The sequence below is a fragment of the Candidatus Chlorohelix allophototropha genome, assembly GCF_030389965.1.
Taxonomy (GTDB): domain Bacteria; phylum Chloroflexota; class Chloroflexia; order Chloroheliales; family Chloroheliaceae; genus Chlorohelix; species Chlorohelix allophototropha.
Map to the genome: position 1 here is coordinate 652,336 of NZ_CP128399.1, position 23,873 is coordinate 676,208.

Here is a 23,873-nt window from a genome sequence, read left to right on the forward strand (position 1 = left end):
ATCAAAACAAGGGGCGCAAGCCCCTTGCCAGAAATTTATAAAGCTTATTACAGAACCGACACTACATCAATGCTTTATAGCGGGGCGCAAGCTAGGTTCTTCCTTCCCATGCAATCTCAGTTCTTCTGCTTCTTCCTTACGAACAAATTTTACACTCACAAGGCTAACTAGAGTCGGTACAAACTGCCGATATTCGCGTATAGCGATATAAATAGCCAATCCAAAATATATTGCCGCAATCGGATAATGCGAATCGACTCCGGCAATATATTTTGGCACCAAGAATTGACCCACAAACAAGCCAAGTAAAATCAATGCCCCTTTCAAACTAACTCGCAGATTGAGAATAATCATTGATGCCAGTATGGTTTGTGCCGAAGTTACCAACATAGGACCGATCAGGTCATATTCAATCGTTTTGCCGGTAGTATCAATTATTGTATCGTGCAAAGGTAAGGCTTTGAGTTCTTTCGCACCCAAACTGAAAACTAGCGGTAACGTACCGACCAATAAAGTCCATTGGTTAACTTTACTGGCAACCAACGCGCCAAGCCCATCACCAGCCAATCCCCTCCAGGTAAACAGTACGCAAACTACTATTTCAGGCGCTTCCGAGGCGAGCGGCGCAAACCACTGTAAAAGCAGAACCTCGTCTACTCCAATACTTAACCCGGTTTGAATCAGCGATTCGGCAAAAGGATGAGAACATAAAAAAATAACAAAACCTGAGAATAACAATATGAGCGCCACTATTATTCGCCGCTTGTTCTTAGGTAATTCTCCCAGTGTGGCGGCAGGTCCTACCAGTTCTGGCTCATGCACATCTGATTTTGCGATACGAATGGTGTATAGAACAAAACAACCTACAAATACGATTACGTCCAAAAGGTCGATATAACCTTTAATCGGCAAAATCAACGAATATAGTCCGGCAAATAAGAGGAAGCCGATTTCCACCCGCTGCCCTTTTGCGAGATTAACCTGTGGTTTACGAAATTTAAAAAGAAATATCAGGATTACCAGAGGCCAAGCAAAACCGACAATCATACGGTTTGCGCCTATCAGGTTCGCCAACGCATATTCCTGATAAGCTTCTTCAGTACCGGCTCGATAAGTTAGAGCAAAATCAATCGAGTATTCAGGAAGTACTGCCAGCAACGCCAGCGCCGAAAATGCCAATGCCTTGGGAACATCTTCTTGTGCTGCTTCCACCCCCCAACTTAACAGGAAGGCTGCGCCAATCACCGCCAGACCCCAGAGAAGAGAACCAAGTAACGGTTGTTCTTTCTCAAGATACTTTAAGGCAACAAACTGACCAATAACACCGGGTAGTGTCATGATAAAGGCAACCACTATCCACTTCCAACCTTTCAAATTAAGCTCCTATGCTCTACCCATTATTCTTTGATGGGATTAACTAATTCAGTTAAGCGTCTTGTATTGCTGCGTTTCAGGCAACAAAAGAGCCTGCAAGTGTTCAGGAGTAGATACGATAGCATCGGGAGAAAGTTTCAAAAGATTTTCTTCGCTCCATGCTCCCCAGATTACACCTACCGAAGCAACTCCAGCGCGTTGGGCGCACAAAATATCGTTGTCGGTATCTCCAATCATAATAGTATCAGCCGGAGTCATATGCGCCTTTTCCATGAGCAGTTGCAGAATAAACGGGTCAGGCTTGAGGGGAAAGCCCTCGCGGTCGGTTGCTTGTACAAAATCCACATAGGGGCGCAAGCCGAAGTAATCTGCCAATTTATCGGCGGTAGTTTGCCATTTGGTAGTGGCTATCGCCGTAATACGTCCTAATTCTTTTAAAGTAGCAAGTATAGGGAGCATACCGGGAAAAAGATGAGTAGTTGTGGTCATATTGAGGCTATAGTAATCGCGGTAAGCCGCTACCATAGCTGGATAAAGGTCGCGCCTATCGGGCAGAAAATTTTCAAAAACTTCTTCAAGTCCCTTACCCATCAAGGCTGCCACACGCCGCTGGTCAATATCTTCAGGGCGAAGTCCGCCAATGGTGGTCATGCTGTAATTCAAAGCTGTGGCAATATCGCGATTACTATCTAACAGTGTACCATCCAGATCAAATACAACGAGTTTACGACGATTAAGGCTATTATTCATCTATTACTTTTCAATATTTCCAGTAAGCCGCCACCGATAAACAAGGCTAGGGATGCAGGCGTTGAGAAATAAATATTCAACATCCCGTCAAAAATACCCGGCGCTTGCAATTCCAGAAGCCAACTTGCAATAACTAACAGGAAGGGCGGGAACGCAAACCACGAACCTGCTCTTTTAAGGGACAAGATTTCGTAAACTGTGCGTATCCCGCAGGCTATTATAAGGCATTGCAGCGACCATAACAGCACGCTCAGCCTTAATTCCAAATTAAAGCATATATAAAATAGAGCAAAAAGAGTGCCCAAACCCCCCGAAATAATCAGCACAATAGCGGCGTGGCGCAAATCTTCTTGGGGGTTGCGCTCGCCGGTAAAAAGGTAGCGCATGGCATAATCAGGCGGTTCACCCGAATTTTCAGGCGGCTCAGGTTCTTTTTGATTGGTCAGAATCGGCATTTACTTCTTTAGCCCTTCAAAAGCTTTCTGCATCCGGCTTAATGCCTCTTTGAGATTTTCGCGGCTGTTGGCGTAGCTTAAACGCAGATAGCCTTCTCCCTCCGCGCCAAAAGCAGTTCCGCTCAGAGTGGCAACTCCTGCCTCATGCAAGAGATAGTCCGCAATTGCTTTGGCGCTTTGCCCAAAACTTTTGATATTAGGGTAAGCATAAAACGCGCCTGCCGGTATCTGACAGGTTACACCCGGTATGGTGTTCAACCAATCTAATACCAAATCCCGGCGCGCCCAGAATTCCGATATCATTGCTTCGGAGTTAGCTTGCGAACCGTTCAATGCCGCAATGCCCGCGTATTGGGTGAAAGTGGCAGTGCAAGAGTTGGTATTGACCATCAATTGCGCCATTTTCTGCGCCATCTCTTTGGGCATAAGTCCATAGCCCAAGCGCCACCCGGTCATTGCATAGGTCTTGCTAAAACCGTCCAACAAAACGGTACGGGCGGTCATACCTGGATATTGGGTTGGGCTACAAAACTCACCGTCATATACGATTCGAGAATAAATCTCATCGGAAAGCACCCAAAAATTATGACGGTTTGCCAGTTCAGCAATACCTTTCATATCATCGGACGTTAGCATTGAACCGCAAGGGTTGTGGGGGCTGTTGATTATCAATAGGCGGGTGCGCGGTGAGATTCGGGCTTCAAGATCGGCAAGCGAAAAGCGGAAGTTATGATCTTCGCGTAGCGGTAGCGAAATCGCCCTGCCTCCCGCAAACTTTATGATCGATTCGTAAATCGGAAAACCGGGGTCAGGAAAAATCGCTTCGTCATCCTGCCCGATAAGCGCCATAATGGTGTAAAAGATTACGGGCTTTGCGCCGGGAGTTACTACCACCTGATCTGCGGTATACTCGACCCCACGAGTACGGTTTATATATGCTGCAATTGCCTCTCGAAATTCGGGAAGTCCGGCAGCAGGACCATAATGAGTTTTACCGTCGCGTATTGCTTTTATGCCCGCTTCAGCCACATGCGGCGGAGTATCAAAATCAGGCTCTCCAATTTCAAGGTGGATAATGCTACGACCTTGTGCTTCCAATGCTTTGGCACGCGCCAATACTTCAAAGGCGCTTTCGGTGCCTAAAAGCCCCATACGTTCGGCAAAACTCATAGGTTTGACCTCCTTGTCAAACAAAGGACACAAATTTAGACAATCTTGAGACTCTTTTTCCCTTCATTTGGGTTGTTGAAGGCTTTACCGGGAGTCTCTCCGGCAATATCATAACCCTCTTCCTCGATGGCAGCTTTTAAAGCAACTTCATCGACACTACCCGTATCAAATACCAGATATACTTTTTTGGTAGTCAGATCGACCTGCACATCATTAACCCCCAAACCGGTTGCGGCAGTGGTAATGCTGTTCACGCAATGCTGGCAGCTTACTCCCGGTACATCATAAGTAACTTCTTTTTTCATTTAATAATCTCCTTATATAATAAATCGTCTCCGGGTAATAAACCCTTATCCTAATTTTAACCCTCTACCATCCTTTTGCAAAGGGCATTATGACCTAATACAGGGTAAATTACAGGCAATCCTTAAGTTTTGTCATATAATTAAATATTTTAACTCGTTTAGGATGTGCTACCTTCAGCCCATTGCAATCAAATTTTTCCGTATTACCTAATCAGAGCCTTTCAATTATGTAATCTATATTTGTTATACGTTTCACCACAAAGTTAGGAAAATTATATAGAATTATTCTATTAAAGAAGTTAATCCTTCTGGTGTTGGCTAATGAACAGGGAAGCGGTCAAAAAATTAATTCGAGACGTTGGGTGTTATTACTGTATTTATGCATAGGTGTAGCCAGAGAAGGGCACAATGAAAATGGATTACGCAAAACGGAACGAAACCTTGGACTTCAAGCCTAGCATAGGTTTGCATATTATTGAAGATAAAATGAATGAAATTACTCTAAATAGGCCTTTTACAGAATTAGAAAATTTGAAGAAACCTCGCTGGATGCGATTGGGTCGCTATGTGTTGGAATTGTGTCTAATAAATGCTGCTTTCGTTAATGCTTATGCAATGCGCTTCTATTTTCAACTTGGTAGTGATGTTTATCCTGAATATCAGACTCCGTTAAGTGAATATCTAGGCATTCAACTCGGTTTTACTCTTAGTATGTTTGTAATATTGCACTTGAGAGGCTTCTACCGGATGCAACGTATTGCCGGTTATCTGGATGAAGTTGGCAATATTATAAGTTCTACCTTCATCTCGATGGGTATTTTAATGGTCGCTCTCTATATTATGCGTCCGTTTGACCCTTCGCGGTTGATGTTTGTATATCTACTGGTCTTATCAATCATCTTTTTATCTTTAGAACGTCTGGGTGTACGTGCTATCTACCGCGCACTATGGTCTCGCGGCATCTGGGTTAGCAATACCCTAGTGGTAGGCACTACCGACGTGGCAATGCGTCTGATACATGGGATTGTACAACGCCCTTCCACCGGTTATCGCGTTGTTGGCTACGTGGATGATGAAGAACGTTTCTCCAAATGGACATTGCGCGCTAATTATGGCAAGCGCGGTGATAAGCAAAGTGAAGTAAATCTACTTGGTCCTATCAGCAAATTGACCGAACTAATCCGTAAAAAAGATATTAAACAGGTATTTGTAGCGTTGCCGGGTAGTGAGCATGATCTGATTGATGAAGTAATTCAGCAGTGCCGTATGATGGGAGTTGCCTTCACTCTGGTTCCAGATATATATGCGCTAAAGATCAACACTTTGAGCATACAGGAACTTAATGGTGTTCCCTTAATCAGCTATGATGTAAATAAATTAACCGGTTGGAATTATTTCTTGAAACGCAGCATGGACATAGTATTGTCTTTAATAGCAATCCTAATTACTGCAATCCCGATGCTGCTTGTTGCCCTAGCAGTCAGGCTTGATAGCCCCGGCTCGGTGCTTTTCCGCCAGACTCGCGTTGGTAAGGATGGAAAATTATTCACCTGTTTCAAGTTCCGTTCAATGTATGTAAACGCAGACGAAATGCTGGCAAAATTGAAGGGCTTTAACCAGACCGGCGGCGTAACCTTTAAAATGAAAGACGACCCGCGTCGCACTCGGGTTGGCAAGTTTATCCGCCGCACCAGCTTGGATGAGTTACCGCAGTTCTTCAACATTTTGCTTGGTCAAATGAGCTTTGCAGGTCCCCGCCCGCCTATACCTCGCGAAGTTGAGCGATACGATGATTGGCACTATCGTCGCTTGGAGGTTACACCCGGTTTGACTGGTCTGTGGCAAGTGAGTGGGCGCAGTAATATCAGTTACGAAGAAATGGTTAAGCTTGATATTTATTACGCAGAGCATTGGTCGCCTTGGTTGGATTTGAAGATTATCCTCAAGACAATCCCGGCAGTACTGAATGGAGATGGAGCTTTCTAAGCTCAAAGGTAAATCATAGACTACAGGGCGGGATTTATACCCGCCTTTATTACGAGTAAAAACAGTAATTATACAAGGAGAATTTGGCAGGTGAGCAAAATTTGTGTGGTTGGCACTGGATACGTTGGCTTAGTAACCGGTACATGTCTTGCTGACCTTGGTAACACCGTAATTTGTTTGGATGTTGATGCAGAAAAAATCGCTCGTTTGAAATGCGGTGAATTGCCGATTTACGAGCCGGGTTTAGAAGAATTGGTTAAACGTAACTATGAGGCCGGTCGTCTGATTTTTACAACTAACTATGCTGAAGCTGTTCCAGAAGCAGAATTCGCTTTTATCGCGGTGGGTACACCACAGGGTGAAGATGGTAGCGCTGATCTTAAATACGTAGAGATGGCTGCCGAGTCAATAGCCAAAGTGCTAAAGGGACATACAATTATTATCAACAAAAGCACTGTACCGATTGGTACGGGTGATTGGGTTGCTAGTATTTTGGAGCGCAGCCTGAATGACAGTAGCGTTGAAGCTACTTTCGAAGTGGTGAGTAACCCCGAATTCTTGCGGGAAGGTTCCGCCGTCTTTGATTTTATGAACCCTGATCGCATTGTTTTGGGCAGTACCAAACGCGCTGCTGCCGAAATGGTTTCCTCGCTCTATTCTGCCCTTAAATCGCCTATTATCATAACTGATCTGCGTACCGCCGAGATGATTAAATACGCTTCCAATGCGATTCTCGCAACCCGCATTAGTTTCATTAACGAGATTGCCCAGATTTGTGACACCTTAGGAGCAGATGTCAAAGTCGTAGCAGAAGGGATGGGCTATGACAAACGAATAGGTCCTCAATTCTTGCAAGCGGGTATCGGATACGGCGGTAGTTGCTTTCCGAAAGATGTCAAAGCCTTGGCACATATGGCGGCTACTCACAATTGCCACCCACAATTATTGCTGGCAGTAATGGATATAAACCAAGATGCTCGCCGTTTGTTTGTTCAGAAAATTGAACGCAAGCTCGGCTCGGTTACCGGTAGACGCATCGCCGTGTGGGGTCTGGCATTCAAGCCCAATACTGATGATATGCGTGAAGCTCCTGCTCTCGATATTATTACCGCTCTTGTACGAAAAGGAGCAGAAGTTATTGTTTACGATCCGGTAGCGATGAAAAACGCGCGAATGCTTCTTCCCGGTGCCGTCGAATTTTGCAACGATCCATATACAGCGGTAACAGAAGCAGAAGCAGTGCTGCTACTAACCGAGTGGAACGAATTCAAGCAAGTTAATTTCCAAAAAGTGAAGAAATTAATGCACCGCCTCAACCTGTTTGATGGACGTAATCTTTATGACCCTGAAGAAATGCGCCGATTTGGCTTCAATTATGAAGCAATTGGTCGTCCTGACGAAGAGCTACAGGATAGCAGCAGTTTTAACAGCTTTCGTGCTTTGGCTGGCATCCTAGGTTCAGGCCCGCTTGAAATGAGCAGAGTAGCCAAGCGATAACAAACTAATGACGTGCGGCACTACTCAAATGTGCTGCCCTAAATCGCACTTATATTATGAAACTCAAGTTTAAATAGTAAAGTCCTCTTAAATAAGGAGTAATGTAGTGAGAGTATTGGTTGCCGGTGGTGCCGGATTTATAGGTTCACACTTATGCGAGGCTTTGCTTGCGCAAGGTCATCAGGTTATCGCAATAGATAATTTTATTACCGGTAACATACACAATATTGCTCATTTGATAGGGCATTCTTATTTTGAATTTCATGAACATGACATTATAGAGCCCTTAAAAATCGAAAGTGGTCCGGTAGATGCAATTTTCCATTTGGCAAGTCCGGCAAGTCCAGTTGGCTATTCTCGCCATCCCATCGAAACTCATTTAGTCAACTCGGTTGGAACTCATAATCTTTTGAAAATGGCGTTGTTGGATAAAGCCAAATTCCTGATTACGTCTACCTCCGAAGCATATGGTGACCCGTTGGTACATCCACAGCGCGAAGATTATTGGGGTAACGTAAACCCGGTTGGTCCTCGTAGTTGCTATGATGAGAGCAAGCGTTTTTCTGAAAGCCTTACAATGGAATATGTGCGGCAATTCGGACTAAATGCGCGTATCGTGCGCCTTTTCAATACCTATGGTCCCCGCAATGATCCGCAGGATGGGCGTGTAGTTCCCAATTTTATTATGCAAGCTCTCAACGGTCACGACCTGACAATCTACGGAACCGGCATGCAAACTCGCTCTTTCTGTTATGTTTCTGATCTGGTAGCCGGATTATTAAAAGCAATGCACACCGAAGGGACTGCCGGAGAGGTTATTAATTTAGGCAATCCAGACGAGCGCACCATTACTAATTTTGCCCAAGTAGTTGCCAATATTGTGAACCCGGATGTAGAAATCGTGTATCTGCCCGGCAGAGTGGATGATCCTAATCGTCGCTGCCCCGATATCACCAAAGCGCGTACACTTCTCAATTGGGAACCGAAAGTTTCATTGGAAGAGGGCATACGGCTTACTGCTGAATATTTCCGAGAACTCATCAACAAACCGTTGGATAATATTGAGTTGCTGGCAAGCTAAAGCACTTGCGCTTGAGAAAAAGGCGACGTTATACAAGCCAAGTGGCGGGAAAATTAGAACAGACATAGCACCTCTGAAAATCTAATCCCATTCTATTCCGTTAGATCGAAAACGGTTGAGTTCTTGTTCAGCTTACCAGCTTTAAAATGTGTTTGGCGATGGTTTCAGCCTCCTGCGCACGGAGTGGTTCACGCTTTTCTGCGAAGAAATCGTTTAACACTAAGCGACTAGCTTCCGGCATTTGTCCCGGAAATGTCCCGAAACCGGGTAGGTCAGGGTGCTTTTCCCAAAATTCCTGAAACCAATCTGCCATCAATTCCATTACAAATAGAGGGCGCTCGATAAAGGTTCCCAACTCGTCACCCTTAGTATTGTAGAAAATGTAAGTGGGCAGATGATTTCTTCCACTTCGTAAAATGTATTGAGCGGCAATATCCTGATTATTTGAACGGCGCAGCAGATGTATGTTTAACTTGCCTGTGCAGTCAGCCAATTTCATCAGGATGGGAAGATTGAAAACTACATCCCCGGAAGTATCCTCCACTAACCCTAATACTTCTAACGTTTCCGGTAAAGCGGCAAAGAGCGTCAGAGTTTCAGGTCGAAATTCGGTAGCTTCGTAACCTGACTCCAGTCTTTCGCGATAAATTTCCATACTTTCTACAAATTGGCGCGGGGTCATTGCGTTGTTAAAGGCATGTTGCCGTCGTTCTTCGCTTAAAGGCATGTTGTACTACTCCAATCTGTTAAAGACTTTGCAGATATTCCAGCAAAATTTTTAGAGCTGCTTCAGAAGATTCTCGCTTATTCTGGATACGATCACCTGACCAGATAAAACGCTCTACTCGTTCGTAACCATCGGCAGAGAGGGCAATATAAACCAGACCAACCGGCTTTTGCGGCGTACCACCCCCTGGTCCGGCAATTCCGGTGGCGCTTACGCCGATGTCGGTATTCAGCAAACGGCGAACGCCCTGCGCCATTGCCAACGCACATTCGCTACTTACTGCTCCCATCGTTTCCAGTACCGACATCGGGACACCTAGTATCTTTTCTTTTACCCCATTACTGTAACTCATCACTCCACCCATAAAATAGTCACTTGAACCAGCTATGTTGGTAATGCGATCTCCGATCAGCCCACCGGTGCAACTTTCGGCGGTGGCAACGGTGAGGCGTTTTTCGCGGAGTAGCACGCCTACCACTCCCTCCACCAGTATCGAGCCAATATCAGCCATTATATTCTCCTAGCTAGTGTTTTGGTATATGAAACCGAATAGAATAGTAAATATTTGGTTAAAGAAACGGTAATTTATAGCCTTGACAAAACCGAACATATATGCTAATATCTTAGTGTGCTATTCCTTGATTATCTACATAAATATCCATCAATACCTTTGCACTTTTGGCGTTTTAAGCTGATTTTGGAATGACTTACTACAATATGCAGTAGGCTACCAAATCAAAACTATACCATTAATAGAAAGTGCAAACATAATGTATCCATGAATTTGAACTTAGGAAAGGAAAAAAGATGGCAGATCATTCAATAAATCACATAGAAATTTCGACTACTAACCCTACTATCTCCGGTAAATTCTATAAAGAGTTGTTTGGGTGGAACTTTGTTGCGATTCCTGTCCCTAGTCCAGACGACCCCAATATGGTGTACCACATGTACTCGCCTGAATCCGGTGCAAGTATCGCATTTTCCCTTGTTGATAATCAAATGGTGAAAGCCGGGCAGATTTTGCCCTATTTTACCACTGCTGATGTGGAGGGTACACTGGCACAAGTTTCTTCACTGGGTGGGAAAACCATTCTACCAAAAATGGAAATTCCGGGTGGTGATTTTATCGGTATTTTCTCAGATCCTGTGGGGAATCTTGTAGGTGTGATCGAACAAACCCATCATGCTGCTTAATCAGCTCTCTTAGACAACCTACCCCCAATTAACTACCTCACTTAATAGCAGTTAAGTGTCCCAACATGGTCGCCGGAAGGCGACCTCTTTATTTTCCCGGAAAATCGATCCATTCCGGTGGCATATTACTGGCAAGCCAAACTTGATTGTTGAGCAATAATAAGAACTTAAGAATTGCGCAGGGCATCACGAGAAATCTAACCCTGCCTGGATACTTGCCTCACGAGTAATATTACCCGACGCTTTGACCAATAACTAAAATGGAATCAGGCGAAGGGGATAACATGAGGTCATCAATGAGCTATCAATCCAAACGAGAATTATTAAACCAAACGACGCCTCGTTACCGAGAAGCTAATCATTCTCAAAACCCGCTAATTCTTAACGAATTCATTGCCGCTATCGGTTATGCTCGTAAGTACGCCATTCAACTTCTTTCCAAACCACTCCTGCTCAAAATACCCATCGGCATTCTCAGAATAAGAGAACCCATTATGAGATTGAGGTCTAACAAGCTTTGCAAATCGTCTAGGCTTGCCGCTAACTTTATTTGCTCTAAGCTCGAGTGGGCAAATACATTGCATCCTGTTGTAAAATTTGTTTGCCAAAACACTTTTACCACTCGAGCTTAGATTGTCTAGATTTTAGATACCCGATAAAACTGCTTTCTGCTCCTCCTCGAATTCCCCACTCTTTTTACCACGTCCGGTCAAGCGGTCTTTTAACCCGATTAGTAGGCTATAGATTACCGGGACAACCACCAGCGTTAATACGGTTGAGGTGACAAGACCACCGATTACCACAGTACCCAATTCGGCGGCGATAATCGAACCCTCGCTCAGTCCTAATGCCAATGGCAAGAGGGCTAGAATTGTGGCAACCGCCGTCATCAGGATTGGGCGTACCCGATTGCGTCCTGCTTCGATTAATGCCTCATTTTTCTCCTTACCATCTCGGTGAAGTTGGTTTACTTTGTCAATCAACACAATGGCGTTTGTAACCACGATGCCGATTAGCATCAGTAATCCGATCATTGCCGGAAGACCCAACGCGCGGTGAGTGATGAACAGCGCGGTAAAAGCCCCGATAGTGGCAAGCGGGAGACTGAAAAGAATAACGAAAGGTTCTAGTAGGCTGCCGAAGGCGATAACCATGATGATATAAACCATCGCAATCGCTACACCCATCGCCGCTATCAACCCAATAAAGGCATCGCCCTGTTGCTGGCTTACCCCGGTTAGAGTGTAGGTTACACCGGTGGGTAATTGCACATCCTTAAGCTGTTTTTCTACTTCTTTTGTGACACCGCCGGTATTATCACCAATCAGCGCGGCTGAAATGCTGGCAGTGGGTTTTTGACCTAAGCGGGTGGCTTTAACGGGAGCTTCAACACGGGTGAATGTGGCAATTTGCCCGAAAGTTAAGTTACCGGCTGCAGGGGTAGCTTTCAGGCTCTCAAGCCACTGATCGATAGTTTGCCCGTTCAGGTCAGGCGGGTAAATTACTACGTTGTTTGCGGTACCGTTATCAAAACGGATAGAAGTGACGGTGGTGGGTTGCAGCGCACTGCTGAGAAGATATCCCAAAGTCTGGGTGCTTATCTTTCCCGCTGTCGCCGCAACATTTGGCTTTACCACTATCTGGGGAACTACCGCCGAGACATCGCTGGAAAGATTGGTAAGTTCGCTTATACCCTTGATTTTTTCCAGAACCATGTCGCTCCCTTTGCGAACACTCTCTTCGTTAGGTCCCTGTACTACCATTGAGAAGCCACTACTGAAACTGGTCAACGAAGCCACCTTGATATTGCCGCTTTGGGGTTTCAAGGGATTCATTTTATTTTGTATGTCTTTAATAGCAGCATCCAAGTTCGCATCTTTGTTTAATCTTAACAGGAAGGTAGCATCGCCTCCGCCTCCAGAAAACGCAGCTTGGGCGCGAGTAAAGCTACTTTTGCCGCTAATAATGGACTCGGTAAGTTCTACCCGACTATCCGCTTGTAGCACCTTTTCCAATTCCGTAACCTTAGCAAGTGTTGAAACCTGATCGGAACCGGTTGGCATTGACAGGGTAATATTGAGCAATTTATCCCCACTACTACCGATAAATGCTACCGGAACCTGTGTGACCAAACCGTTACCGATGATAAACAGCAAGAAAGCGATCAACAAAGTTTTCCAGCGGTTTTTAAGTGACCAGCGTAAAACTGGAGTATAGAGTTTCTGAAGCCACGTATCCTGCTTCTCGTCATGCGTTCCGACTGCCTTATGGTTAATAAAGTAACTGGCAAAGACCGGAACAACTGTCAATGCTACTACCAATGAAGCCAGTAGGGCAAAGGTTACGGTAAGGGCAAAGGGTAAGAAGAATTGCCCGGTAATGCCCCCTACAAAACCAAGCGGCAAGAATACTGCTACAGTAGTGAGGGTGGAACTGGTGATAGCATTGGTTACTTCCCGTGTACCGGTTTTAACCGCTACCGAGATAGGTTCGTTCGGTCGCTCTTGTACATGGCGGAAGATATTTTCCAGCACCACAATCGCATCGTCTACCACGCGCCCGACGGCAATTGCCAGCGCACCGAGGGTCATAATATTAAGGGTGATTGCCTGAGTCCACAGCAGTAATAACGCCACCACGATTGAGGTAGGAATGGAAATAGCGGTGACCAAAGTACTTCTTACATTGCGCAAAAACAGAAATATTACTAGGATAGCAAAGAATGCGCCTAGTAAACCTTCGCGTACAAGACCATCAATGGATTGTTTAATGGAGCTGGCTTGTTCATAAATGGTACTGATTTTAACACTGCCATTCAGGTTTTGGTTAAGCTCATCCACCTTTTTTTGAACAACATCTACCACGTCAACTGTATTGCCGTTCTGGGTTTTTAAAACCTGAACTAATAACCCCGGATTGCCGTTGGTGCGGCTGATACTGCTGCTCGGCGCATCTACCAAAACTACGTCTGCTATATCGCTTAACTTTGCAGATGTTGCACTTGTAACGGTAGCAGCGGGTGCAATAACCAGATTCTTCAGGTCGTCTAAGCTGCCAAAGGTGAAGGTAGTGCGTATAGAGACATCCTTCTGCTCTAGGCTTACAGTTCCGGCAGGAAAGCTGAGGTTAAACCCCTTCAGGGCATTAGTAATATCGCTCTGGGTTAGACCGTGCTGTTTGAGTTGGTCAGTTTTTATACTGAGGCGTATTTCTTTCAATACATCCCCGGTAATTTGTACACTCGATACTCCCGCCAATCCAGAAATCGCAGGTTTAAGCTGTTCTCTAGCAACTATCCCTAGTTCTTCGGTAGTCTGCCCTTTCAAAGCTTCTACGCCCATATAAACAACGGGCTGGCTGGCAAAACTCAATTCACTGACAGTAGGTTGGAGAGTTTGCCCCCTCAAGTCGGTGGGCAGTGATAAAGTACGGAACTGCGTGTTTAGAGTCTGCTGTATATCCTTCAGATTAGTGCCAAATTCAAATTCGGCAATAACGATGGAAAAACTCTCGGTAGAAGTTGAACGTACCGATTTAATGTGTTGGGTCGAGCCTACTACCTGCTCAATCGGTTTGGATACTTGCTCTAACACATCGGCGGGGGCTGCTCCCGCATAAACAGTAGTAATGGTCAGATATGGTAAATCGATATTGGGTAATAGTTCGCTTTTTAATTGAGTGAGAGAAAATACCCCAAAGAGAAAAACTATTAGGGTGATTAAAACTGTAGCAGTTTTTCGCTTAAGTACCCAATTTGTTAGGGCTGTCAAATTTAACCTCCAAGTATATAATAGGTGATATTGCCAAACTTAATTTCTATTTAAAATTTGGTCGGGGTTACCAATGCCTTTGAACAAGATTTCTAATACCTGCTTGGCATACTCTTCCGGTTGCTGCTCGAAAGGGGTTTCCATACCGGGTCGAGATAAAAATGCCATAAGAGTAAATTGAAGCAACTCGGTCGGAATTGCCGGGTTTATTTCCCCTGAACTTTTACCATCTTCTAGCACCTTACTAATAAGGGTTACAACCTTCTTCAGGTAATCACCCCAAGAAAGTTGTTTTTCGATAACTTCTTTACGAAGGTTAGTACCTGTGATGAGCGCAAAAAACAGTTGTCCGTGTTCCTTTTTCTTGCCCTTGCAAGAGAGACCTACTATTTGCTCCATGCGCGCTCTGGCGGATATCGGTTTCATAACGACCTGTTCTAAGTCGTGCAAAGAAGCTTCTAAGGCGCGCTTTAAAAGCGAAATAACCAGTTCTTCTTTACTGGAAAAATGCAAGTATATGGTAGCCTTAGCAATGCCAACTTGCGCAGCAATTTCATCGAGGGACATCTCGTGATAACCTTTTTCCAGCAAAGCTGTTTCAGTGGCTTGCAAAATAAGCTCAAGCCTTTCCTGACGCTGCCGTTCTTTCAAAGAAAGTGAACCGATTCCGCTGCTTTTGGGTGTGTCACTACTATCGGTCATATTTGAACCTCATGATAGTAAAAAATACTAGGAAGACTATATAAGTATGCAAATATATATTATGACTTGCAAGTCATAATATTAGCAGTAAAGATTATAAACGTCAATATCATTGTCTACAGGACACAGGGGTGCTACTCTTCTGAAATATTATCTCTCTCGCCCCAAAAGGGTCGGAACTACTTTACTGCTGTGGTACTAGCCCGCTTTTTGAAGTTGTACGGCATAGCTGGAGTGAATCCTGGAATACCAGACCACAAACCAAGAAGAAATGGGTAGAATAGAAGCAGCTTAGTTTGAGAAAGGACTGGAAAAATGCAGGGTAGAAGCTTTAATCCGGAGTTTAAGCTAAAAATAGTGAGAGCAGTACTGAGTGGGGAGAAAACCGTAATCCAAGTGTGCCGAGAGCATAATCTGAGTGAGAGCCTGATCCATAACTGGAAGAAATTATACCGGGAAAAGGGAGAAGTCGCCTTCACAACTGCTACCCAATCGCGCATTACTCCTGTTACCACTGAGCAGCAGGAGATAACCGCGCTGAGGCAGCGGGTAGCAGAACTGGAACGGCTGGCTGGTCAGCAGGCTCTTGAAATTTCTATTTTAAAAAAAGGGATTGTTTAGTTTTGGTACAGCCCTCTTGACAAGTAAAAACATCGGTGACCCCTCACCGCAGCTTTGTTCCTTTCTCCCCAGTATAGCGAATTCACAATGTTGGGATTGTTATTCAAGTGTTTAGGGAAAAGAATTTAAAAAGGAGTTCGAAGTTAACGAACCCCTCTATTTGCACAGGCTTTAGATAGCCTTACGTTCGGCGCAAACTCCCAGAGTTTTAGGTCCAGCGTAAGTTCCTACGACAGGTCCTACCATTGAAATATATATATCCTTTAGAGGGAAAACGGAGGCTAACATAGAAGCTAACTCGCCCGCTTCGTCCGGGCTATCGGCATGCAATATCGCCAATCGCTCTAACGGACCCCATTGGGTTTTGACCACTTCGGCGATTCTTTCCAAAGCTTTCCGCTTGGTGCGTACATTTTCAAAACGGTCAACCTTACCGTTGCGGATTGTAAAGAGCGGTTTTACGCTCAGAATTGTACCTGCCAGCGCCGCTAACCCACCAATACGCCCCCCTTTTTTGAGGTATTCAAGGGTATCGGCTACTGCCAGAAGCTCTATGTAGGGTAGCGTATCTTTTATGGTTTGGATGATTTCGGGAGCTTCCTTACCGCTACGCGCCAACTCGGCTGCCTTTATCACGGGTAATGCCAACGCTGCTGTTACCCACCGTGTATCTATAACGGTCACCTGTCCGGGCGCAAAACCTTGGGCTGCCAAACTGGCGCTGTTGAAAGTTCCGCTGAGGTCGCCGGAGATATGCAGCGATATTACTTGAGAACCGTCAGAGGTTAATTTTTCGAAGGTTTGTTGGAACAACCCAACAGGTGGTTGGCTGGTGGTAGGCATTTTGCTAAGTTTCGGTAGTCTTTTGTAAAATTCTGGGGGTAATATATCTATCCCATCGCGATAAATTTGATCATCCATGTTTACAGTAAGGGGAACTACTGTAATGCCATATTTTGCGGCTTCTTCCTGACTCATGTCTGATGTGCTATCTGTAACGATTTTTACCGTTTGACCCATCTGGAAATATTCCTCTCTTTTCCACTAGCTTAGGCTTGATTTATAGCGGATAGCGTGCAGTTGGGGCATTATAGCATAAGTAGCCTCAAATTGATTAAGGCTACCTTAGAATGGATAAATTGTTAAAGAGGTTAGAAGATGCCGCCTTCGTAAACAGTTACACCCATTGCACCCGGACCAAGGTGAGTAGCAAGCACCGGACTGAACAATCCCACAAAGACTTTTTCTCTTGGGAAAACCGGAGCGATGCGCGTTAATAAGGTATCAACATCGCTAGCGCTATTGCTATGCATTATCGCCATTTCATCAATGTGTGGGAAATCCTCGATGAACTCACAAAGTCCTTCAATGGCTTTAGTGCGGGTACGAGTGCGCTCAAACGGCACAATCAAACCATCTTCGAGGCGCAAAAGAGGACGGAAATTGCTGGAAGGGGTTACGCCTAACGCTGCCTGCGCCTTTCCGATACGACCGCCGGCAGTGATATGAGTCATGGTATCTGTAAAGAAGATTACATGAGTCTGATAGATCATGCGGTTAATCAACCGTACAAGTTCCACATGATGCGCCCCTTTGCGGGCACGCTTGGCTGCTTCGATAGCAATTATACCTAAACCGAAGCTGGCAGTTAGTGAATCTATTACTGCAATTTGGGTTGTAGGTGCTAAAATACTGTTCTTAGCTGCTACCGCTGAGGCAAATGTACCTCCTAGCTTTGCGGAGTGGTGTATTGAAATGACGCTTTCACCATCTTTAAGAATCTGCTTGTACAAATCCTCAAAAACCTCCTGCCGGGGATGGGTGGTTGTCGGCAAAGGGAGGTTTGAAGGCCAATTAGCCAAACGACGATGAAATTCTTCGACACTTATTTCTACTCTGTCCAGATAATTATCCCCGTTGATATGAATCTGGAGTGGGACTACGATTATGCCGTACTGTTGAGCCAATTCTGGTGGCAGGTCGCAGGTACTATCGGTGACGATTCTAACGCCCGGCATAGTTTTCTGGTTACCTCTTCTTGTTATCCGGTAGTAAATATCTGAGGTCTAGCCTCTATTTTTCTACCTTAGTATGCTAATGCTCATTAGTTCTGAGCTATTCAGCCGATATAATATAGTGATAATGAGGCTGCCCTCCCGGAACCATCTGAACCGCCTGGTTTGGGAAGCGTGCTTCTACCTGCGCTTGAAATATTTCTGCTTCAGCCTGACTGACATCCCTACCGAAATAGAAAGTCAGTAACTCGTATCGACTGGCTGCCATCTGAAGGAGTAAGCCCCATACGGTTTCTTCCTTGCTTTCGGCGGCTATACTTAATTCGTCGTTTAGAAGACCAATCCACTGACCCTCATTAACTTGGATGCCGTTGATAGTAGCAGTACGAACAGCACGAGTTACCTCACCGGTTTGGACTTCTTTCAAACTGGTAGTCATACTATCAACATTTTCTTCCAGCGACTCTACTGCGTTAAAACGGTTGAGCGCAGATATACCCTGTGGCAAAGTCGCAGAAGGTACTACAGCAACTTTCTTTTTCGAAAGGTTACGCACTTGATTGGCTACCATGATGATATTTTTGTTATTAGGTAGAATAATAACCTCATCGGTTGGCAAGCTATCCACTGCTTTTAACATTTCTTGTGTACTGGGATTCATGGTTTGCCCGCCATGAACTACAGCGTTTGTACCGAGCGCACGGAACACCTCTACCAGGCCCGCACCGGGAACTACACTAACAATTGAAATTGAACCGCTAGGTTCAATGAAATCCTCGTTATGGGCGACCCCATTTTCCTGCTTTGCGCCTTTATCCTTGAGAAAAGCTTCTTCGTGTTGGAGACTCATATTGTCTAGCTTAATTTGACCTAATGAGCCGAGCGAGGTAGCAAATGAAATAATTGCCCCGGGATTTTCAGTGTGGATATGCACCTTGACCATTGTTTCGTCACCCACTATTACAGCGCTGTTGCCCATTGCTGCAATTTTATCGCGTACTTCTTCAAAAACAATCGGCTTTTCTGCGTATAACATGAAATTTGTACAATATCCGTATTCGTCCATTTCATGTTCTTCTTCGGAGTTGACGGTGAATTGTGGCTTGGCTTTTTCAACTTCGCTAAGCTCGGTCTTTATCAGTTTCTCTCCTCGTAAATGTTTGAGGAAGCCTTCAAGTATAACAAAAAGACCGTGCCCACCGGCATCTACCACCCCGGCTTCTCGCAAGGTTGCCAGTAGTTGGGGGGTGCGTTGTACAGAGGCTTTGGCGGCAGCAACCGTTTCAGAAAGCACATGCAAAAAATCATTCTTGAAATCGGCAGCTTTAACCGCCGCTTCCGCCGCTTCGCGTACCACCGTTAGCATTGTACCTTCTACCGGCTTCATAACGGCTTTGTAAGCCATATCCTTTGCTTTTACCAATGCATGCGCAAAGTCGTGAGCGGTAATGGTATCTTTTCCGACCATTCCATCTGCCAGCCCGCGAATAATCTGGCTTAGAATGACCCCGCTGTTGCCACGCGCGCCCATCAGCGCCCCGTAGCTAAGACGTTTGGTTACATATTCGGCTGTGCCATCATCAATAGGTTCTATTTCAGCGACCGCCGCTTCCATAGTCCGAGTCATATTTGTTCCGGTATCCCCATCGGGAACAGGGAAAACATTAAGCGCGTTAATGGCATCAGTATGTTCTTTAAGCCATGTACTAGAGGCTAAGAGCGCTTCTTTTAAATTAGAACCGTTCCAGAGATGAGTGGGGTGGGCTGCAATCCTGGACTCTACTGTGGTTGTATTATCGCTGTCCAAACGCTTTTCCTCCAAAAAGCAGCATTTTACTCCTTATGCAAGCCTTGCACATTCACATTTACCTGAGATACAGCCATACCCAGGTGGCTTTCAACTTCGAATTTAACATTTTGCATAATGTTATGAGCTACTTCGCTGATGCGGATGCCATACTGTATGATAACAAAGAGGTCAATAATGATTTCATTATTCTCAATTCTTACCAAGATACCATCTTTTGAACGAGGAGTCGGTAGCATTTCAGCGCGTCCATTTTTTAAGCGTGGCGCAGCGATGCCAACAACACCATAACCTTTTTCCATAACCGCGTTGGCAGCTACCGTAGCAATGGCTTCGGGAGAGATCTCAACTTTCCCAAGATTATCTAACGCCGGCGGTGGTGGTGTTTGCCCTGTTGCCGCCCCAAAACTCTCCAACCCTGATTTGTTCTTCATAAATTATTCAGCTCAAATTTAATCAAGGAACTATGCGCTATACTCAATATAATCGATTTTACAAGGAGTCCCCGCCTCAAGCAAAGTCCCATATGAGGCTAAGTAGTTTGCTAAACAGAGCAGGATGTGCTAAACTGTAACTTCTGTTCAACCCTGACAACCCGTCTTGGGTCGAATCCGGGCTTTATGATACAGCAAAAAAAATGATTCGTAAAGGGGGTAATTCGCAATTGTCCGGCAAATGTGATGTATGTGGTAAGATACCCGGTTTCGGGCATAATGTTAGCCATTCAAACAGAAAAACCAATCGCATGTGGCGACCAAATATACAGGTAAAGACCCTTCAGCTAAAGGGTGATACCGCACCGGTTAGGCATAATGTTTGCACTCAGTGCATGCGAACTATGGTAAAAGATAGAGTCTAGCTCTTTCCTAAAAGTACCCGGCTCGATCCTGTACAATTTTGACAGAAGGTTATCCCCCCTTTGTGAATTTCTACAGGTTCGAGCTTTTGTTTTGCCTTTTTAAAATACTGGCTATATAGAACTGTAATAACTAAAACTCAAGCTTAATTTCAGTTATTACAGTAAAAATTTACCAGATATTTTACCACTTGCCATATCTGAACTTAGCTCGATAGCGATCTACCATCATTAAGGGAATAGCTAACCCGGAGAATATCAGGCATAGTACAAATACTGCCGCCGGATGGCTTGCTGAGGCAGGTCCATATCGCTTCCGCCGCTTCGACGTATCTACAGTTAGCCAAATGGCTATTCCAAATATGAACATGTAAATGATGCCTACCAAACTATTCCTAGCTTGATCTAGAGCTGCGGTAGTATAGTACGGTCCTTTGAAAAAAAGCTGTGCCAAAACAAAGGCGAGTACCCATGTTACCACTCCCTCTCCAATAAACCATGCGAGGAACAGAAAAAACAATACTAATTTTGATGGCCCGGCTTTGGCTTGAGCTTGATAGGGGTACTGTCCGTATGGCTGGGGTTGCTGATAATAATAGCCGGGTTGCGGTTGCCCTTGCGGTGGAGGATAATAACCTTGTGGTTGGGGTGGATACTGCGGCTGAACTGGGTTTCCATATACCGGATATGGAGGCGGGGCATTAAACCCTTGTGGTTGGGGTGGATACTGCTGATTCCTTCCATCGGGGTTTTGTTGCGCGGGTGTCGAATCCATAGGTTTCCCCTTCTACGCTATAAAAATAGTTACGAAACCAACGATGTATCTGAGAATAGCTTGGTGGGAATATCTGTGTTGAATTATAAAATCAATTTAGTAAAAAATCAAGTTAATTAAGGTTAGAATTTAGTATAACTAGGGCTTTTGATTGAAAGGAGATTTCTGGTAAGGGCTTAAACCACTTGTTCCTACGTCAGAACATGTTTTAAAATGGTTTGCCCCAACTCAAAGATTGCCAGTGCTTTGAGCCTACTATGTGAGATTTAAAGCAGGTTCACAAACCAAAGGCATTTGGTATCAGGCAACCAGTAAAATGTCTAATTGAAACACATCGATTTTATACTTTAATAGCTGTATAATTTATAATTCGATAATTATGCTATGACTAGCAAACCAAACATCCCAGCGGAAGGTAATTTTATGTTATATGGTCTGGACTTTGGCACCAGCAACTCCACCATTTCACTCTTTTCCGAAGCTGAAAAACGGATTATTACTATTCCGGTTGAACAGGGTCACGAGCGCGCCGATATTATCAATACCCTGATTTACATAGGGCGCGATGGGCGACAGTTGATTGGGCGCGAAGCCAGCGATGCCTACTTTAAAGATAATGTTGGTCGTGAAGTAGTCAAATCAAAGGTCAATACAGGCGAAACCTTCAAGAGCTATGTTTCGGTAATGGGTGAAGTAACCGAGTCTATTGTTATTGAAGTGGATACCGGAGTACCGGGACGTTTTTTTCAGTCCATCAAATCTTTTCTGGGCGATGAATTTTACTCTGGGACTGAAATCTGGGGTAAATTTATGGGCATTGAGGAATTAGTGGCGCTCTTTCTAGGCGAGCTAAAGAAACGTGCCGATAGTTATAACGGACAAGCGGTGGATGGGGTGGTATTGGGTCGTCCGGTTTACTTTTCGCCGGATGGCACAGGTGACGAAATCGCACAAGAGCGGTTACGAGAAGGCGCAAAACTTGCCGGGTTTAAAGAGATACATTTTCAGTATGAGCCGGTGGCGGCGGCTCTCCACTATGAGAAGGATATGGCACAGCAGGAAGAATTTGTGCTGGTTTTCGATTTTGGCGGCGGCACGCTCGATACAAGCGTCATTCGGGTTAACCCTGCGCGTATAAACGAAGGAAACAGGCGTGACGATATATTGGCTACTAGCGGGCGCGTAATCGGCGGTAATACTCTTGACGAAGAAATTATGGAGCAACGCCTATTTAAATATTTTGGGGAGAATGCGCTCTGGAGTGAGCAGCGTTTGCGTTTGCCTAGCTATATCTTCGGTATGTTACGCCATTGGTACACGATTCCCAACCTTCAGGTCAACCGGGTTTACAGTTTTCTGGAAGACATCAGCCGCATGAGTGACGGGCGCAAGCAGATAAAGGCGCTGGATTGTCTGATACGCAAAAACTACGGCTTTGCGCTTTACCAAGAGATTGAACGGGCTAAAGTTTTACTTTCGAGCGAATGGGAAACCCGTATTACCTTCATTGAGGAGGCAATTGCTATTGACGAATATCTCAGCCGCATCAACTTTGAAACCATAATCACCGGCTATTTGAAGAAGATTGAACAGTGTATTGATGAAACGCTGACACAAGCCGGAATTAAGCCTGAGCAAATACAAGCGGTGTTACGAACCGGCGGTAGTAGCAATATCCCGGCGGTACAGAAGTTGCTGGAAAGAAAATTTGGACGGCGCACGCTACGTTTTCAGGATGCTTTCGCCAGTGTTGCCAGCGGGTTAGGGATTGCCGCCGCACGCGGCACATGGTTTGACTGATTTACTTTTTCTCGATACTTAATCCAAAAAGAAGATTTGAGACCATCTCCTTGATAAACTGATTCCGATGCATGGGTGGGTTAGGCGCGATTCTTTGTGATTCTCTAACAATGGGTATCATCAAGCTTGTCATTGTCCCAAAAAACTGCGTCAGGATTACTCCGGTATGACAGCGCCTTAACTTTCCTTGCTCTATCATTGCATAAAGATATTCATTAGTAGGTATCACGAACGCAGAAACTATAACATGCGCTACCAACTGGGTAATTTCTGGTTTTTTGAAACCCTCTATAAGATTTATCTGGAATAGACTGGCAATCACACGGTCGCGCATCAGATTCATGTAGATACTGGCTACCACTTGCAAGAATTGCTCAGGTGGCAGGTGCATCGAGGCTCGAATATGGGTTCCCACGTCTTCCAAGCCGGCAGCCTGTTGCATAACCGCTGTGAACAACGCTTCCTTGCTTTCAAAATAGTGGTAAATTAGCTGAGGGCTGAAATTCCCGCCCTTTTGCTTCATTTCCTCCGCGATTAGTCGATTGGTTGTACCCTCATAGCCGTTTTTTACAAAGACTTGGGTTGCAGCGTGAATAATCTCTGCTTTTCGCTCTCCAAAATTCTTGTCAGTTCGTGCCATCTTTTAACCGCCCTTCTCTTTAATTTACTTACTAATCAGTAAATTTATACTTCTATTTTACCCTGAATATTTCTTATAGTCAATAATTTTTAACCTTTTGAACGAGCAGTTGCAAGAAAGAAATTGCCCCTAACTGACATCGAGACTTTTCTCCAAACCGCGCTCTGCTCATTTGCCCCTGAACCTGAGCGTAGCGAAAGAAGAGGACGCCCCGCCATCATACCCCATCTGTGCTTATGGTCTGGTTTGTTGGTGTGGGGCTTTTCTGGAATGCGCCCCTTTATACCAGACCACCAGAGAGTGTCATTTGAGTCAGCCAGTTGTGTTCAAATTCCACTGGCGATT

Annotated in this window: 22 protein-coding genes; 7 read left to right on the forward strand and 15 right to left on the reverse strand. The window is 44.9% G+C overall.

Annotation, left to right across the window (positions count from 1 at the left end; all coding sequences use genetic code 11):
• Positions 1-66 precede the first annotated feature (66 nt).
• Genes OZ401_RS02835 through OZ401_RS02855 form a run of 5 tightly spaced genes read right to left on the reverse strand, consistent with a single transcriptional unit; the run spans position 67 to position 4,054 of the window.
• A complete protein-coding gene (locus OZ401_RS02835; RefSeq protein ID WP_341469200.1) occupies positions 67-1,374 on the reverse strand; it encodes a sodium:calcium antiporter in 1,308 nt (435 codons plus the stop codon).
• Positions 1,375-1,422: 48 nt separating this feature from the next.
• Positions 1,423-2,124 (reverse strand): HAD family hydrolase, encoded by a 702-nt coding sequence (locus tag OZ401_RS02840; RefSeq protein ID WP_341469201.1) that lies wholly within the window; start codon positions 2,122-2,124, stop codon positions 1,423-1,425.
• Entirely contained in the window at positions 2,121-2,579 is a 459-nt protein-coding gene (locus OZ401_RS02845; RefSeq protein ID WP_341469202.1) for a hypothetical protein, read from the reverse strand. The genes OZ401_RS02840 and OZ401_RS02845 overlap by 4 nt, the downstream gene beginning before the upstream one ends.
• Positions 2,580-3,749 (reverse strand): pyridoxal phosphate-dependent aminotransferase, encoded by a 1,170-nt coding sequence (locus OZ401_RS02850; protein ID WP_341469203.1) that lies wholly within the window; start codon positions 3,747-3,749, stop codon positions 2,580-2,582.
• Positions 3,750-3,784: 35 nt separating this feature from the next.
• Positions 3,785-4,054: a heavy-metal-associated domain-containing protein gene (locus OZ401_RS02855; RefSeq protein ID WP_341469204.1), complete on the reverse strand. Its 270-nt coding sequence runs from the start codon at positions 4,052-4,054 to the stop codon at positions 3,785-3,787.
• 408 nt (positions 4,055-4,462) lie between these two features.
• On the opposite strand from OZ401_RS02855, the gene OZ401_RS02860 reads away from it, so the two are divergent.
• The 3 genes from OZ401_RS02860 to OZ401_RS02870 all read left to right on the forward strand — a co-directional run bounded on the left by OZ401_RS02860 (position 4,463) and on the right by OZ401_RS02870 (position 8,618).
• On the forward strand, positions 4,463-6,040 hold the full coding sequence (locus tag OZ401_RS02860) for a sugar transferase (RefSeq protein WP_341469205.1): 1,578 nt from the start codon (positions 4,463-4,465) through the stop codon (positions 6,038-6,040).
• Between the two features lie 90 nt (positions 6,041-6,130).
• Positions 6,131-7,537, forward strand: a complete 1,407-nt coding sequence (locus OZ401_RS02865) for a UDP-glucose dehydrogenase family protein (RefSeq protein WP_341469206.1) — start codon at positions 6,131-6,133, stop codon at positions 7,535-7,537.
• Positions 7,538-7,643: 106 nt separating this feature from the next.
• Positions 7,644-8,618, forward strand: coding sequence for a UDP-glucuronic acid decarboxylase family protein (locus OZ401_RS02870; RefSeq protein ID WP_341469207.1), 975 nt, complete (start codon positions 7,644-7,646; stop codon positions 8,616-8,618).
• Positions 8,619-8,745: 127 nt separating this feature from the next.
• On the opposite strand, the gene OZ401_RS02875 is transcribed toward OZ401_RS02870, so the two are convergent.
• The gene (locus OZ401_RS02875) at positions 8,746-9,345 is read right to left on the reverse strand and encodes a thioredoxin family protein (RefSeq protein ID WP_341469208.1); all 600 of its coding nucleotides are present in this window, start codon (positions 9,343-9,345) and stop codon (positions 8,746-8,748) included.
• Positions 9,346-9,364: 19 nt separating this feature from the next.
• Positions 9,365-9,856, reverse strand: a complete 492-nt coding sequence (locus OZ401_RS02880) for a CinA family protein (protein ID WP_341469209.1) — start codon at positions 9,854-9,856, stop codon at positions 9,365-9,367.
• A gap of 296 nt (positions 9,857-10,152) precedes the next feature.
• Here OZ401_RS02880 and OZ401_RS02885 point away from each other — a divergent pair, with 296 nt between their 5' ends.
• Positions 10,153-10,542: a VOC family protein gene (locus OZ401_RS02885; protein ID WP_341469210.1), complete on the forward strand. Its 390-nt coding sequence runs from the start codon at positions 10,153-10,155 to the stop codon at positions 10,540-10,542.
• A 644-nt stretch (positions 10,543-11,186) separates the two neighbouring features.
• On the opposite strand, the gene OZ401_RS02890 is transcribed toward OZ401_RS02885, so the two are convergent.
• Together OZ401_RS02890 and OZ401_RS02895 are read right to left on the reverse strand one after the other, a co-directional pair.
• Complete coding sequence (locus OZ401_RS02890) at positions 11,187-14,312, reverse strand: efflux RND transporter permease subunit (RefSeq protein WP_341469211.1); 3,126 nt, start codon at positions 14,310-14,312, stop codon at positions 11,187-11,189.
• A gap of 39 nt (positions 14,313-14,351) precedes the next feature.
• Entirely contained in the window at positions 14,352-15,014 is a 663-nt protein-coding gene (locus OZ401_RS02895; protein WP_341469212.1) for a TetR/AcrR family transcriptional regulator, read from the reverse strand.
• Positions 15,015-15,329: 315 nt separating this feature from the next.
• On the opposite strand from OZ401_RS02895, the gene OZ401_RS02900 reads away from it, so the two are divergent.
• Positions 15,330-15,635 (forward strand): transposase, encoded by a 306-nt coding sequence (locus tag OZ401_RS02900; protein WP_341469213.1) that lies wholly within the window; start codon positions 15,330-15,332, stop codon positions 15,633-15,635.
• A 171-nt stretch (positions 15,636-15,806) separates the two neighbouring features.
• On the opposite strand, the gene OZ401_RS02905 is transcribed toward OZ401_RS02900, so the two are convergent.
• From OZ401_RS02905 to OZ401_RS02920, 4 genes are all read right to left on the reverse strand, one after another.
• The gene (locus OZ401_RS02905) at positions 15,807-16,655 is read right to left on the reverse strand and encodes a DegV family protein (RefSeq protein ID WP_341469214.1); all 849 of its coding nucleotides are present in this window, start codon (positions 16,653-16,655) and stop codon (positions 15,807-15,809) included.
• 131 nt (positions 16,656-16,786) lie between these two features.
• On the reverse strand, positions 16,787-17,653 hold the full coding sequence (locus OZ401_RS02910) for a DegV family protein (protein ID WP_341469215.1): 867 nt from the start codon (positions 17,651-17,653) through the stop codon (positions 16,787-16,789).
• Between the two features lie 97 nt (positions 17,654-17,750).
• Positions 17,751-19,457: a DAK2 domain-containing protein gene (locus tag OZ401_RS02915; protein ID WP_341469216.1), complete on the reverse strand. Its 1,707-nt coding sequence runs from the start codon at positions 19,455-19,457 to the stop codon at positions 17,751-17,753.
• A gap of 26 nt (positions 19,458-19,483) precedes the next feature.
• Positions 19,484-19,891 (reverse strand): Asp23/Gls24 family envelope stress response protein, encoded by a 408-nt coding sequence (locus OZ401_RS02920; RefSeq protein WP_341469217.1) that lies wholly within the window; start codon positions 19,889-19,891, stop codon positions 19,484-19,486.
• 203 nt (positions 19,892-20,094) lie between these two features.
• Between OZ401_RS02920 and rpmB the strand changes: the two genes are divergently transcribed.
• Complete coding sequence (gene rpmB / locus OZ401_RS25780; RefSeq protein WP_425607603.1) at positions 20,095-20,316, forward strand: 50S ribosomal protein L28; 222 nt, start codon at positions 20,095-20,097, stop codon at positions 20,314-20,316.
• Positions 20,317-20,497: 181 nt separating this feature from the next.
• Here rpmB and OZ401_RS02930 read toward each other — a convergent pair whose 3' ends face one another.
• Positions 20,498-21,088 (reverse strand): hypothetical protein, encoded by a 591-nt coding sequence (locus tag OZ401_RS02930; RefSeq protein WP_341469219.1) that lies wholly within the window; start codon positions 21,086-21,088, stop codon positions 20,498-20,500.
• A gap of 423 nt (positions 21,089-21,511) precedes the next feature.
• Between OZ401_RS02930 and OZ401_RS02935 the strand changes: the two genes are divergently transcribed.
• Positions 21,512-22,888 (forward strand): Hsp70 family protein, encoded by a 1,377-nt coding sequence (locus OZ401_RS02935; protein ID WP_341469220.1) that lies wholly within the window; start codon positions 21,512-21,514, stop codon positions 22,886-22,888.
• 1 nt (position 22,889) lies between these two features.
• Here OZ401_RS02935 and OZ401_RS02940 read toward each other — a convergent pair whose 3' ends face one another.
• On the reverse strand, positions 22,890-23,528 hold the full coding sequence (locus OZ401_RS02940) for a TetR/AcrR family transcriptional regulator (RefSeq protein ID WP_341469221.1): 639 nt from the start codon (positions 23,526-23,528) through the stop codon (positions 22,890-22,892).
• Positions 23,529-23,873: the final 345 nt, after the last annotated feature.